This is a genomic window from Bradyrhizobium sp. F1.13.3 (genome assembly GCF_040548265.1).
In the GTDB taxonomy this organism is placed as follows: domain Bacteria; phylum Pseudomonadota; class Alphaproteobacteria; order Rhizobiales; family Xanthobacteraceae; genus Bradyrhizobium.
Genome location: NZ_JBEPRI010000013.1, coordinates 266,472 through 278,873 on the forward strand (window position 1 = coordinate 266,472; position 12,402 = coordinate 278,873).

Genomic DNA, 12,402 nt, shown 5'->3' on the forward strand with positions numbered 1-12,402 from the left:
CGCCGCGCCGCACAAATTGTCGGCGCGGCTTAGGCCTCGCGCAGTTCCGACGGCGTCGCGCTAAAGCGCTTGCGGAAGGCGCGGTTGAAATAGGACAGATCGGAGAAGCCGGATGAGTGCGCGATGTCGCTGATCTTGCGCGTCCTGGCGCGGGGATCGCTGAGCAGCTTGCGCGCCTGCAGCAGGCGCTGCTCCAGCACGAATTCGGTGAAGGTCGTTCCGGCCTGCTCGAACAGGCGCTGTGCCTGGCGCGGGCTCAGGCCCGAGCGCGTGGCAATCTCGGACAGGCAAAGATCGTTGCGGCCAAGCGCGGCCATCACGTCGGCGCGCATGAGATCGAGACGGGCCGCCGCATGACCTCGCCCGCGCGCGAGACTTGCATGTTCGGCATCGGTGCCGAGCAGGAGACCGACGAGATCGACCATGTGCTGCGCGGTCAGGCGCTGGCCGACGGCGTCGAGATGCGGCGCGTGATGGGCCGCTAGGGAGTGGTAGCGGAAAATCGTCTCGGCGACCGCGCCATCCGAGAGCACTTGCGACAGCTTGTCCTCGGCGCGCGGATTGATGTCGAGCAGCGCGCGGCGCGGCATGCGGATGGTGGTGAAGCGATCTTCCTCGGTGTGGCCGACCGTGCCGGTGATGCCCATGTCGACGAGCACCATCTGCGCGGGCGCAAGCTCCACGGCATGGCCGTTCTGCCCGACGCGGACGAGACCCGCATGTGCCGCGATCAGGACGAGATCGTCGCTGCCGTCGGCAAGGTGGCTCTGGGTGCGCGAATATTGCGCGGAAGCGCCTTCGGGAATGGCGAGCGCGATATTGTCGACCACGCTGACCTGAAGCCGGCAATCGATGCTATCGCCCCGGCTCGGCCCGATATCCAGGCCGCAGGCTCCGAAAGTCCGCTCGCGCCAATGTTCGAAGGCCGGGCCGTGTGGCAGCCCCGCATATTGGTGAATGAAGATGCCCGACGTTTTCGCTGCATCCATCTGATTTCTCGCCCCTCTCCGGCACCATGATTGGGGGGCGCCGACTGCAAATTCCGGGCATTTGACGCCGCGACATGCAGAGAGGTTCAAATTGAGGGCGGATTCTGCGGGATTTGTCGGGATACGACGGCGGGACGGACCGTGGCGACAGGAAACGATCAGGCATTGCCACGACGATGTTGAAGCGTCCAATGCCTCCCCGGTGTCGTCCTGGACAAGCGAGCAGAGCGAGCGCCGATGGTTGCTCACCCGTGTTGCCACCACTCATTCTTGCGACAAGCTCTTGGGGTAATGGGTCCTGGCTTTCGCCAGGACGACAGTAGAAACCTACTTCTTCGCGGGCGCCTGCGGCTGTGACGGCGGCACGGTCTCGATCAGCTTGCCGGAAAATACAGGCGCCGAGGTCGGCTGGCCGCTGGGCGAACCGCCGGTCTGCTCGACGGTGACCGCGTATGTCGCGCCGTTGACGACGTCGGCATCGTACGAACCGAGCACCGGTCGCGCGGTGAAATCGCCGGCGCCGATCACACCCAGCGAGCGCGGACGCGGCAGCTTGTCGGAGATTAGCCAGAGCTCGAAGCTCTTGCCGGGCTCCGGTGTCGCGCCGACCTTGCGCACGGTAAAGTTCTTGGTCGCACCGTCGATGGTGAGGATGAAGGCGGGACCGCCGCCCTGGCCCTGCAACAGCGCCACATATTGCGACGCCGCCGCCGGGAGCGGCGCCGGTGTCTTCACCTCGACCGTCTGGATGCGTGGCGCCGGTCGCAAGCCGCCCGGCAGCGCCTCGGGCTGGAAGATCTGAAGCGACAGCGTCACGAGCAGCGCGGCCGCGAGCGCGCCGACGGCGGATGCGATGGTGCGCCAGCGCTTCACGCGGCCCTCGAGCTGGATCACGTTGCTGTTGTCGGCAACCGGCGGCGGTGGCGCGCGCACGACCTCCGGGTCCGGCGCGTGGACCTGCGGCATGAATATCGGCGCGACATCGGGAAGCGCATCGGACGCAAGTCGCGCCGGATCGGGCTGCTCCGCTTCGGGCGGCTGCGGCCCCGGTTGCTGCATAGTCTCCGACGGCACCTGCGGAGGCACGGTATCGGGCGAGGAAAACTCCGGCACAGGTGGCGGCGCGACATCCGGCAGCGCTGGCGGCTCCTGCGCAAAGGCCGTCCGCGCGAGCTCGGACCTGATGTTCTCCCATACGATCGGACGCGGCTGGATCGAGCCGACCATCTGGTTGAGGACGCCGAGCCGGAATGCCCACGCCTGCACAACATCGGCGAACGCCTTGTCCACCGCCATCATGGTCTCGACCTGCGCGCGCTCGCCGGCGTCGAGCGTGCCGAGCGCATATTCCGCGGCGAGCGCGATATGGTCCTCCGTATAGGCCATCACTTGCGGTCCAGACCCATCCTCACAGTACGAGCTCTCATGGCTCGAACCTCATAGCCCGAGACATTCGCGAATATCCATCATGCTGCGCCGAAGCCACGTCTTCACCGTGTTGACGGGCGCTGCGAATTTCTCCGCCAATTGCTCGCGGCTCCAGCCGTTGTAATAGGCGAGAAGCACGAGTCTCTGACGGTCCGGTTCGAGCCGGCCGATACATTCCAGGAGCCGCTTCAATTCCTCGCTCATCTCCCGCCGCGCCAGCGGATCGGGGCTATCGCTTGCGACTTCCATCGCCTGCGGCTCTTCCTCGATGGAGACTTCCGTCTTCTTGCGCACGATGTCGATGGCGCGGTTGCGCGCGATCGACGCCATCCAGGTGATCGGCGACGCGAGAGCGGGATTGAACTGGCCGGCGCTGTTCCAGATCTTGACGTAGGCCTCCTGAATGACCTCCTCTGCTAGATCCTGTCGGCGCAAGATACGGAGCACGATGCCATAGAGTTTCGCGCGCGTGGCGACGTAGAGGCGCTCGAACGCGGCCTGATCGCCCTGCGCTACCGCCCCAATCAGCCCGACCAGCTCTGCTGGCGTCAGCATTCAGTCCCCCAATGCGCGGCCCTCGCGTTCCGCGCGGGCCCTGGCACCCCGCCACCATAGCGCGCGACAAAGCCGACCACCAAGGGGGCGCGGCGCCACTCTGTGGACAGCACATGCGAAAACCCGGACCTTTGGGGTCCGGGTTTTGCAAATTCTCGCAGGTCTGGCGGCTAGCGTCTCAGGCGACGGCGCCCATGCGGGCACGCATCAGGCCAATACTGTCGAGATCGGCCTGCTCGCGGGCGTTTTCCTCGGCCCGTTCACGGGCCTGATCGCGCTCGTCGAGGAGCTCGACCTTCTTCAGCTCCTCGAAGGCTTCGGCCAGCGCAGCCTTGGCTTCGTCGAGCTGGCCCTTCAGCTCGTCGGCCGAGCGGGTCAGGTTCTCGCGACGCTGGATGGCAGCCTTGGCATAGGTCGGATAGGCGAAGTGCGAGGGATCGTTGATCCCGGCGCGCTCCTGCTCGGTCGAGATCTCGCGTTCAAGATCGGTCGACATCCGCTGGAAGTCGGCGATCATGGTCTCGATCTGGGTGACCCGGCGGCGCTTCTCGTCGACCTGAAACTTCTTCAGGCGGATGAGGGTATCACGTGACTTCATCGACTCGTACTCCCCAGAAGTCCCTTGGCTGCGCGTGGGACAACACCGGTCTCCCCACAGGCCCGACGGGGGCCAAGACCGGCTCTGCTACTCTGTGGGATGGGATGATGACGGGACAAAGTTAGCGTTCCGTTTCCAAATTGCCGAGGATTTGCGCCAACTGACGGTAGCCGTCCGCCAGCGACGCATTTTCGTCCTTGCGCTGGCGCAGGAAGGCCTCCAGCGGCTCGTGCAGGCGGATCGCCTCGTCGACCTCGGGGCTGGAGCCGGCGCGGTAGGCGCCCAGACGGATCAATTCCTCCATGTCAGCATAGGTCGCCATCACCGCCCGCGCCTTCTGGATGGTCGGCCAGAACTGCGGGTCGGCCGATTTCGGCATGGTGCGGGAGACGGATTTGAGGATGTTGATGGCGGGGTAGCGGCCGCGCTCGGCGATCGAGCGCTGCATCACGATGTGGCCGTCGAGAATGCCGCGGACGGCATCCGCAATCGGCTCGTTATGGTCGTCGCCATCGACCAACACCGTGAAGATCGCAGTGATGGCGCCCTCGCCCAGGCCCGGACCGGCGCGCTCCAGAAGCTTCGGCAGCTCGGTGAACACGGTCGGCGTGTAGCCCTTGGCGGTCGGCGGCTCGCCTGCGGACAGGCCGATCTCGCGCTGGGCCATGGCAAAGCGCGTCACCGAATCCATCAGGCAAAGGACGTCCTGCTCCTCGTCGCGAAAATATTCGGCGACCGCGAGCGTCAAATACGCAGCCTGGCGGCGCATCAGCGCCGGCTCGTCGGAGGTCGCGACCACGACGACCGAACGCGCCAGGCCCTCCTCGCCGAGGTCGTCCTGCAAGAATTCCTGCACCTCGCGGCCGCGTTCGCCGATCAGCCCGATGACGCTGACCGCGGCATCGACGTTGCGCGCGAGCATCGAGAGCAGCACCGACTTGCCGACGCCGGAGCCTGCGAAGATGCCCATGCGCTGGCCGCGGCAACAGGTCAGGAACGTGTTCATCGCGCGCACGCCGAGATCGAGCGGCGCGCCGACGCGCTTGCGCGAGTGCGCCGGCGGCGGCGAATTGCGGTACGGCATCGGGGCCGGGCCCTGCGGCAGCGGTCCCTTGCCGTCGATCGGCTCCCCCAGCGCATTGACGACGCGGCCGAGCCAGGCCGCGCAAGGCCGCACCTGATTTGCGGCATTGGCGATGACGGCCTTGCAGCCGCGCCGCACGCCGTCGAGGCCGGCGAACGGCATCACGACGGCATTGTTGCCGGAGAAGCCGATCACCTCGCAGGGGATGGAACGGTTGCCGCCGGTCTCGATCACGAGCCGCGCGCCGACCGACATCGCATGGATCGGGCCGGCCACCTCGACCATCAGGCCGCGCACGCCGACAACACGGCCGTAAATATTGATGCCGTCAATGTCGCCGATCTGTTCGGCAAGAGCCTTCATAAGAGGGCCTTCATGAGGTGATCGCCTTCATAATCCCGGGCTTCGTGGCGAATACCTTAAGTTTCGCCATATTTCTGAACGGCGCTTAACTTCGTGTTTACCCGCATCGTTAATCATTGCGTCACTGTCTTTGTGACTGAGCGTGGCTCCCCTTCAGAAGAAGGCTGAGTCGCGGGAGTCGGTTAGGCCCGTCTCTTAAAGTGGAACTTGAACGCAACCGGATAACGAAAGCTGCTTCGCACACAAGACCTTAGGGCGATTCGACGAAAATTGCATCTACAGGGCTTGCGTTCCAGAATCAGAATTTGTTAACCATCTGTTGTCAGGATCCGAATCAGTTGTTCAAAGGCGTTTTGTTGTGTGCCGCGAATGCGGCCGACCTGACGCCCAGGAGCGGCGACTATGGGGAACTGGCATGCGCGTTTTGCTGATTGAAGATGACAGCGCCGTCGCGCAGTCGATCGAGCTGATGTTGAAGTCTGAGAGCTTCAACGTCTACACGACCGATTTGGGGGAAGAAGGCGTCGATCTCGGTAAATTATACGATTACGACATTATCCTTCTCGACCTCAATCTGCCCGACATGTCCGGCTACGACGTGCTCAAGCAGCTCCGGGTCTCCAAGATCAAGACACCAATTCTGATCCTCTCCGGCCTTGCCGGCATCGAGGACAAGGTCAAGGGTCTCGGCGTCGGCGCCGACGACTACATGACCAAGCCCTTCCACAAGGATGAGCTGGTTGCCCGCATCCACGCGATCGTGCGCCGCTCCAAGGGACATGCCCAGTCGGTGATCCAGACCGGCGACCTCGTCGTCAACCTCGACACCAAGACGGTGGAAGTCGGCGGCCAGCGCGTGCATCTGACCGGCAAGGAATACCAGATGCTGGAGCTGCTCTCGCTCCGCAAGGGCACGACCCTCACCAAGGAAATGTTCCTCAACCACCTCTATGGTGGCATGGACGAGCCCGAGCTGAAGATCATCGACGTCTTCATCTGCAAGCTCCGCAAGAAGCTCGCGAATGCCTCGGAAGGCCGCAACTTCATCGAGACCGTGTGGGGCCGCGGCTACGTGCTGCGCGAGCCGCACGAGGTCGAAGAGCGCATTCCCGCCTGATCCTGGGTTTACCCGCGAGCCCTTCGGGGCTTGCTCCTCCCAGCCTGGACCCCGCCGCAAATGGCGGGGTTTTGTTTTTTGGGGATGCGAGCGCGGCCTCATCGTCCTCCGGCCGTTGAACCGCTACCCTTCCCCCGCCGACGAATGGTCGCTGCACGATGGGGGAACGATGATCCTGCAATCACTCGCCGGCCTGCCCGCCTTCCTGGTCTATTTCTGCACCGGGCTGATCGCGATCGTGGCGTATCTGTTCGTCTACACCCGCATCACTCCGTACAACGAATTCCAGCTGATCCGCGACAACGAGCCGGCCGCGGCGATTGCACTCGGCCTCAGCCTGCTCGGCTTCGTCGCGCCGCTGGTCAGCGCCATCGCGCATTCGGCCAATGTGCTGGATTGCCTCATCTGGGCGATCATCGCGCTGATCGTGCAGATCATCGTGCTCTTTCTGGTGAGGGTGCCGGTGCCGAACCTGCCGGCGAGGATCGCCGCCGGCGAGCTTGCGCCCGCAATCTGGCTCGGGCTGTCCTCGCTCGCCGCGGGCCTGCTCAACGCCGCCTGCATGATCTACTGACATGGCCGACAAGCCCTCCAAAAAGGAGTTCGGCAAGCGCCGGCCGGCGGCGGGACCGCCGCCCGCACAGCAGCAGGTGAAGCGCTCTGGCCGTGTCGCGCTGCTGGTGATGGGCACGATCGCGGTCGGCACCACCGCCTACACGCTAATGCCGCGGCAGAATTGCGAGCCCTCTGCTGCCGGGGCGATCGTTCCCGGGGCGACGATCCCCGGAGCCGCGCCGGTGCAGGCGAGCACCGCCTGCAGCAGCAGAAGCAGCTCGTCGGGCAGCGGCGGCAGCTCACGCTGGTCGTCGCGATCGAGTTTCTTCAGCAGCGATTCATCGAGCCATTCCTCGTCCGGAACGTCGTCCGATTCAGGCTCCGGCGGCGTGAGCCGCGGCGGCTTCGGCTCGTTTGGCCATGGCTTCTCTGGCGGCGGCTGACCCATGCGACGCATCGTCTGCCCCGAGCGCGACGACTGGCGGCAGACCGCCGAACAATGCGGCTTCGCCTTTCACACCATCGACGGCGAGCGCTATTGGGACGAGCGCGCCTACTACGCCTTCACGCTCGACGAGATCGAGCGCGGCATCGAGACGCCGACCGGCGAGATCGACGCGATGTGCCTGGAGCTTGCCGGCCGCGTGATCGGCGACGAGCGTCATCTGCAACGCTTGAAGATACCGGACGCGTTCTGGAGCCTGATCGCCGAGAGCTGGGCACGAGAGGACCGCAGCCTCTATGGCCGGCTCGATCTGAAATTTGACGGCAAGGGGCCGGCAAAGCTGCTCGAATACAACGCGGATACGCCGACCTCGATTTTCGAAGCCGCGGTGTTTCAATGGACCTGGCTCGAACAGGCCATCGAACGGCGCATCATCCCGTCGCGGGCCGACCAGTTCAATTCCATCCACGAACGACTGATCGAAGCGTGGAAGCAGATTGCCGCCAGCCGCCACGTCCATCTCACCGGCACCACGGGCAATGAGGAGGATGCCGGCACGCTTGCTTATCTCGAAGACACCGCGCGCCAAGCGGGACTGACGACCACGCTCCTGGATGTCGAGGCGATCGGCTGGCGCAATGATGCCGGCGGCTTCGTCGATCTCGACGGCCGCGACATCGCGCTAGCCTTCAAGCTCTATCCCTGGGAATGGATGTTCCACGACAGCTTCGGCGCAAAGCTCAAGGGCGCACCGACACGCTGGATCGAACCGCCGTGGAAGGCGGTGCTCTCCAACAAGGGCATCCTGCCGCTGCTCTGGGAGATGTTTCCGAACCATCCCAATCTGCTGCCGGCGTTCTTCGAGGACGATCCGCGGGCAGCCGAGCTCGGCAGCTCCTATGTGCGCAAGCCGCTGCTGTCGCGCGAAGGCGCCAATGTCACGCTGGTATCAGGCGGAATGCCGCTCGACGAGCAGGCAGGTCCCTACGGCGCCGAGGGATTCGTGCGACAGGCGCTCGCACCGCTGCCGAACTTCTCAGAGTTCTATCCAGTGGTGGGAAGCTGGTTGGTGGATCACGAACCCTGCGGCCTGTCGATCCGCGAGGACGAGAGCCCGATCACCGGCAACGGCTCGCGGTTTCTGCCGCATGCGATTTTGTGAAAGATACCCTTCTTCCCTTCTGGGAGAAGGTCGCCGCGTAGCGCCGGATGAGGGGTTCTATTCGCGAGTTCAAGTGTCAGTTGGGCTCGCGGCTCGCGCGTCGACAAGGCAGGGCACCGCGGCGGCGTGGCACAAAGTGCATAGAGACTTTTCGCAGCGACAGATCAGCTATGTGTTAAATGTGCGCACAAAGATACTTAGGCGACCTGAATAGCGCGGTACGCTCTTTGCAACGGAGAGGGGACCGGTGCCGGGGCTCGTGCATATCGTTGATGACGACCTGTCGTTCCTGACGGCCATGGAGCGTCATTTAAGGCACGCCGGTTACGAGGTCGCCGTCTATGCGTCGGCGCAGGCGTTGCTGGACCGACTGCCGAGCGACAGCATTCCGAGCTGCATCCTTCTCGATGTGCAAATCCCCGACTTGGACGGCCCTGCGCTCCAAAAACAATTGAGCGAGCTCGGCTCGACATTGCCGATCATATTTCTCTCCGGCCATCGCGACATTCCAATAACTGTGCGAACCATAAAGGCGGGTGCGCAGGATTTTCTGAGCAAGCCGGTAAGCTCAGAAGACCTTCTTCGCGCAATCGCCGGAGCCTTGGCACACCATCGATCGTCACGAGACCTGCAGACCATGCTGAACATGGCTCGTGCTCGTCTCGCTAAATTGACGCCGCGCGAGCGACAGGTCTTCGACCTTGTCGTTCGGGGCAAAATCAACAAGCAGATCGCACACACGCTCGGAACGACCGAGCGCACGATCAAAGCTCACCGCCACGGCTTGATGGAGAAAATGCAGGTTCGGTCGTTAGCCGAGCTGGTCTCTCTTGCCGAGCGGATCGGCGTCTTGGACGGCGCATCCGACGAGGGAGGGACGGCCTGACAACTCCACCAGTTTGCAGCTACCTGCCGCTCCGCGGTCGTATATTGCCAGTACGTCGAATATCCGGTGGGTTGCGTTGCCCGGGCCGGCGTCGTGCTCAGGCCTCGTCCGGTGGCGCGCGCAGCGGTCCGCCATAATGCAGGTGGCAATGCAAATGGCGGTGTCACCGCGCCGCTGCCACCCTCAACGACGGCGGCATCAATCCGCCCATCGGGCGGCCGGAGCGCGTCGGATTGAGCTGATAGAGACCACGACGGTCGGCGATCGGGCGGAAGGCGTCGGTGATGCCGACGACGGATTCGGCGGCGCCGAGCAGCAGCGTACCGTCGGCTTCCAAAACCTTTGCCATGCGCTCGAAGATCACCGCCTTGGTGTCCTGGTCGAAATAGATCAGCACGTTGCGGCAGAAGATCACGTCGAACGTGCCGAGATGGGAGAAGTCCTGCAACAGATTGAGCTGGCGGAACTGCACCATGGCGCGGATGTCGGCATTGAGCTGCCAGACCTCGCCCGCCTTCGTGAAGTATTTCATCAGATGCTGGATCGGCAGGCCGCGCTGCACCTCGAACTGGCTGTAGACGCCGGCCTTGGATTTCTCCAGCACCTCCTGCGACAAATCGGTGGCGACGATCTCGATGCGCCAGCCGGCGAAGGCTGCGCCCATCTCCTTCACGCACATCGCGATCGAATAGGGCTCTTGTCCCGTCGATGACGCCGCCGACCAGATGCGCAGCGACTTGCGCGCCGCGCGCGCCCGAAGCAGCCCCGGCAGGATCGTTTCGCGCAAATGATCGAACGGGATCTTGTCGCGATAGAAGAAGGTCTCGTTGGTGGTCATCGCTTCGACCACGTCGCTTGCAAGCCGCCCGTCGCCGTTCCTGATCTTCAGCACGAGATCGGGAATCCCGGCGAGGCTCGCCTTGCGGGCCAGCGGCAGCAGCCGGCTCTCGACCAGATACTGCTTGTCCGGGGAGAGATCGAGGCCGGAGCGCTCTTTCAGGAATTTGCGCAGATAGTCGTAGTCAACCGGCGTCACGAGCGGTCTCCCGCGAACAGGCGATTGACCCGGGCGCCGATCTGGTTGAGCGGCAGGATCGCCGCGCAGATGCCGGCATTGGCCGCTGCGCCCGGCATGCCCCAGACGACGCTGGAAGCTTCGTCCTGCGCGATCACGCTGCCGCCGGCGGCGACGATGTCCTTGCCGCCGCGCATGCCGTCCGAGCCCATGCCCGTCAGGATCACGGAGAGGATAGCGCCATGCCAGATGTCGATGGCGGAGGTGAACAGCGGATCGACCGCGGGCTTGCAGAAATTGACGGCGGGACCGTCGTCGAGCGCGATCGCCACGTCGGCGCCGCTCCGCACGACGCGCATGTGCTTGCCGCCCGGCGCAAGATAGATGCGGCCCGGCTTCACCGGCTCGCCATCGATCGCCTCGGCCGCAGGCTTGCGGCTCGTGCGTGCCAGATGCTCGGCGAGAATGGTGGTGAAGGTGGGCGGCATGTGCTGGGTGATCAGCACCGGGACGCGGTCGATCACGGGGCCGAGCTCGGTGACGAGCGCCATCAGCGCCTGAGGACCGCCGGTCGATGAGCCGATCAGTAGCACCTTCGGCGCCTGGGTCGAGAACGGACGCGTGGACAGCACCGAGGACGACGACGCATGCACCGCCGGAGCCGCCGCAGGCCGCGCGACAACCGGTCCACGTGCAGCCGGAGCCGGGCTTGGGGGCGCCAGCGGCGGGCTCGCGACCGCGGCCTTGCGGCGCAGCCGTGCGCCGAGGTGACGGATTTTCTGGATCAGGTCGTGGTGGAAGATGTCCGCAGCCGACGCCTCGCGCGTCGATTCCGGCTTCGGAATGTAGTCGGCTGCGCCGAGCGACAGCGCCTTGAAGCTGATTTCGGCGTTACGGCGGGTCAGCGTCGAGGCCATGATGATGACGAGATCGCGCTTCTTCGCCAGGAGTTGCGGCAGCGCCGAGATACCGTCGAGCTCGGGCATTTCGATATCGAGGACGGCAACGTCGGGGTTGATGCGTTCGATCTGGTTGACCGCCTCGAGCCCGGTGCGCAGCGACGCCGCAACTTCCATGTCATGCTCGGCACCGACCCAGCGCGAGATCAGTCCGCGAATGACGACGGAGTCATCGACGATCATCACCCGCAAAGGTCCGGCTTCCCGCGACGAGCCCGGGGTCGAATTACCTGCGAACGCAACACTCATTACTCACCAACTCAGACTGAAACGGTCAGTTGAAAACAAACGCCGAAGGAGCCGTTCAGCCTCCGGGGCGGTCGCTCAGATAAGGCCGACTTCCTGGAATTTCGCCGTCACGATGTCCTTGTCGAAGGGCTTCATGATGTACTCGTTGGCGCCGGCGTGCAGCGCGCGCGCGATATGCGCGACGTCGTTCTCGGTGGTGCAGAACACCACCTTGGGCTGGTCGCCGCCGGGCATGCGCCGGAGATGGCCGAGGAACTCGTAGCCGTCCATCACCGGCATGTTCCAGTCGAGCAGGACCGCATCGGGCAAGCCGCGCTTGCAGGCCTCCAGCGCCTTCTCACCGTCCTCGGCTTCGAGGATCTGGAAGTCGAGGCCCTCCAGGATCCGGCGCGCAACCTTGCGGATGACGCTGGAATCATCAACGACGAGACAAGTTCGCATGTGAACCTCTGCTTCTCCCCGCTTTTGCGGGGGCACTTCCAATTGCAGGTACGTCGGCGGATGTGCCGGCGTATCAGGCCGCCATCATCTCGGGCGCGAGCTCGAGGACGCGGTCGACGTCGAGGACGACCATGAGCTGGCCGTCGAGACGGTGGACACCGCCGGCGAGCTTGGCCATGCGGGGGTCGAGATTGACGGGGTTTTCTTCCATGCCGTCCTCGGCGAGCCGCAGCACTTCGCCGATCTGGTCGATCAAGAGGCCATAGGATTCACCGCGCAGGTCGACGCCGACCGCCATCGGGATCTTGCCGTCCTCGGGCTTGGGCAGGCCGAGCCGGGCGCGCATGTCGACCACGGTGACGATGCGGCCGCGCAGGTTCAGCACGCCCGCGATCTCGCGCGAGGACAGCGGCACGCGGGTGACGCGCTCGGGCATGAACACGTCCTGGACGCGGGAGATCGGCAGGCCGAACAGCTGGCCGCCGATCATCGCGGTGACGTATTCGACCATGGCGCCTTCGCCGGACTGGGTCTTCTTGGTCATGTTAGCTTCTCC

Annotated in this window: 14 protein-coding genes and 1 pseudogene; 6 read left to right on the plus strand and 9 right to left on the minus strand. The window is 64.5% G+C overall.

Going from position 1 to position 12,402, the window contains the following annotated elements:
- Nucleotides 1-29: 29 nt before the first annotated feature.
- The 5 genes from ABIB66_RS30595 to fliI all read right to left on the minus strand — a co-directional run bounded on the left by ABIB66_RS30595 (nt 30) and on the right by fliI (nt 5,017).
- The gene (locus ABIB66_RS30595) at nt 30-989 is read right to left on the minus strand and encodes a helix-turn-helix transcriptional regulator (RefSeq protein ID WP_354065333.1); all 960 of its coding nucleotides are present in this window, start codon (nt 987-989) and stop codon (nt 30-32) included.
- A gap of 327 nt (nt 990-1,316) precedes the next feature.
- A complete protein-coding gene (locus tag ABIB66_RS30600; RefSeq protein WP_354212057.1) occupies nt 1,317-2,375 on the minus strand; it encodes an anti-sigma factor in 1,059 nt (352 codons plus the stop codon).
- A gap of 51 nt (nt 2,376-2,426) precedes the next feature.
- The gene (locus tag ABIB66_RS30605) at nt 2,427-2,972 is read right to left on the minus strand and encodes a sigma-70 family RNA polymerase sigma factor (protein WP_354212058.1); all 546 of its coding nucleotides are present in this window, start codon (nt 2,970-2,972) and stop codon (nt 2,427-2,429) included.
- Nucleotides 2,973-3,150: 178 nt separating this feature from the next.
- Entirely contained in the window at nt 3,151-3,570 is a 420-nt protein-coding gene (gene fliJ, locus ABIB66_RS30610; RefSeq protein ID WP_007606301.1) for a flagellar export protein FliJ, read from the minus strand.
- Between the two features lie 121 nt (nt 3,571-3,691).
- The gene (gene fliI, locus ABIB66_RS30615) at nt 3,692-5,017 is read right to left on the minus strand and encodes a flagellar protein export ATPase FliI (RefSeq protein ID WP_106946294.1); all 1,326 of its coding nucleotides are present in this window, start codon (nt 5,015-5,017) and stop codon (nt 3,692-3,694) included.
- Nucleotides 5,018-5,432: 415 nt separating this feature from the next.
- Between fliI and ctrA the strand changes: the two genes are divergently transcribed.
- From ctrA to ABIB66_RS30645, 6 genes and pseudogenes are all read left to right on the plus strand, one after another.
- A complete protein-coding gene (gene ctrA / locus ABIB66_RS30620; protein WP_007600544.1) occupies nt 5,433-6,134 on the plus strand; it encodes a response regulator transcription factor CtrA in 702 nt (233 codons plus the stop codon).
- Nucleotides 6,135-6,303: 169 nt separating this feature from the next.
- Nucleotides 6,304-6,708: a DUF350 domain-containing protein gene (locus ABIB66_RS30625; protein WP_211381727.1), complete on the plus strand. Its 405-nt coding sequence runs from the start codon at nt 6,304-6,306 to the stop codon at nt 6,706-6,708.
- Nucleotide 6,709: 1 nt separating this feature from the next.
- Complete coding sequence (locus tag ABIB66_RS30630) at nt 6,710-7,132, plus strand: hypothetical protein (RefSeq protein ID WP_354212060.1); 423 nt, start codon at nt 6,710-6,712, stop codon at nt 7,130-7,132.
- A 3-nt stretch (nt 7,133-7,135) separates the two neighbouring features.
- Nucleotides 7,136-8,296, plus strand: a complete 1,161-nt coding sequence (locus ABIB66_RS30635; RefSeq protein ID WP_354212061.1) for a glutathionylspermidine synthase family protein — start codon at nt 7,136-7,138, stop codon at nt 8,294-8,296.
- A gap of 247 nt (nt 8,297-8,543) precedes the next feature.
- Nucleotides 8,544-9,182 carry a response regulator transcription factor gene (locus tag ABIB66_RS30640; RefSeq protein ID WP_354212063.1) on the plus strand — a complete coding sequence of 213 codons (639 nt, stop codon included), beginning with the start codon at nt 8,544-8,546 and terminating at the stop codon, nt 9,180-9,182.
- 30 nt (nt 9,183-9,212) lie between these two features.
- Nucleotides 9,213-9,419, plus strand: a pseudogene (locus tag ABIB66_RS30645) (hypothetical protein); the annotation flags it as partial.
- On the opposite strand, the gene ABIB66_RS30650 reads toward ABIB66_RS30645, so the two are convergent.
- The 4 genes from ABIB66_RS30650 to ABIB66_RS30665 form a co-directional block, all read right to left on the minus strand.
- Nucleotides 9,346-10,218, minus strand: coding sequence for a CheR family methyltransferase (locus tag ABIB66_RS30650; protein WP_354212065.1), 873 nt, complete (start codon nt 10,216-10,218; stop codon nt 9,346-9,348). The pseudogene ABIB66_RS30645 and the gene ABIB66_RS30650 overlap by 74 nt on opposite strands.
- Complete coding sequence (locus ABIB66_RS30655) at nt 10,215-11,405, minus strand: protein-glutamate methylesterase/protein-glutamine glutaminase (RefSeq protein WP_354065343.1); 1,191 nt, start codon at nt 11,403-11,405, stop codon at nt 10,215-10,217. Before ABIB66_RS30655 ends, ABIB66_RS30650 begins: the two co-directional genes overlap by 4 nt.
- Before the next feature lie 75 nt (nt 11,406-11,480).
- A complete protein-coding gene (locus ABIB66_RS30660) occupies nt 11,481-11,846 on the minus strand; it encodes a response regulator (protein WP_007600538.1) in 366 nt (121 codons plus the stop codon).
- A 73-nt stretch (nt 11,847-11,919) separates the two neighbouring features.
- A complete protein-coding gene (locus ABIB66_RS30665) occupies nt 11,920-12,390 on the minus strand; it encodes a chemotaxis protein CheW (RefSeq protein ID WP_007606277.1) in 471 nt (156 codons plus the stop codon).
- Between the last annotated feature and the right edge of the window lie 12 nt (nt 12,391-12,402).

Bases quoted from the DNA above. Each gene is read 5' to 3' on its own strand.
- ABIB66_RS30630 (WP_354212060.1), top strand. From the start codon at position 6,710: ATGGCCGACAAGCCCTCCAAAAAGGAGTTCGGCAAGCGCCGGCCGGCG.
- ABIB66_RS30595 (WP_354065333.1), bottom strand. From the start codon at position 989: ATGGATGCAGCGAAAACGTCGGGCATCTTCATTCACCAATATGCGGGG.
- ABIB66_RS30600 (WP_354212057.1), bottom strand. From the start codon at position 2,375: ATGGCCTATACGGAGGACCATATCGCGCTCGCCGCGGAATATGCGCTC.
- ABIB66_RS30660 (WP_007600538.1), bottom strand. From the start codon at position 11,846: ATGCGAACTTGTCTCGTCGTTGATGATTCCAGCGTCATCCGCAAGGTT.
- ABIB66_RS30625 (WP_211381727.1), top strand. From the start codon at position 6,304: ATGATCCTGCAATCACTCGCCGGCCTGCCCGCCTTCCTGGTCTATTTC.
- ABIB66_RS30655 (WP_354065343.1), bottom strand. From the start codon at position 11,405: ATGAGTGTTGCGTTCGCAGGTAATTCGACCCCGGGCTCGTCGCGGGAA.
- fliI (WP_106946294.1), bottom strand. From the start codon at position 5,017: ATGAAGGCTCTTGCCGAACAGATCGGCGACATTGACGGCATCAATATT.
- fliJ (WP_007606301.1), bottom strand. From the start codon at position 3,570: ATGAAGTCACGTGATACCCTCATCCGCCTGAAGAAGTTTCAGGTCGAC.
- ctrA (WP_007600544.1), top strand. From the start codon at position 5,433: ATGCGCGTTTTGCTGATTGAAGATGACAGCGCCGTCGCGCAGTCGATC.
- ABIB66_RS30605 (WP_354212058.1), bottom strand. From the start codon at position 2,972: ATGCTGACGCCAGCAGAGCTGGTCGGGCTGATTGGGGCGGTAGCGCAG.
- ABIB66_RS30635 (WP_354212061.1), top strand. From the start codon at position 7,136: ATGCGACGCATCGTCTGCCCCGAGCGCGACGACTGGCGGCAGACCGCC.
- ABIB66_RS30665 (WP_007606277.1), bottom strand. From the start codon at position 12,390: ATGACCAAGAAGACCCAGTCCGGCGAAGGCGCCATGGTCGAATACGTC.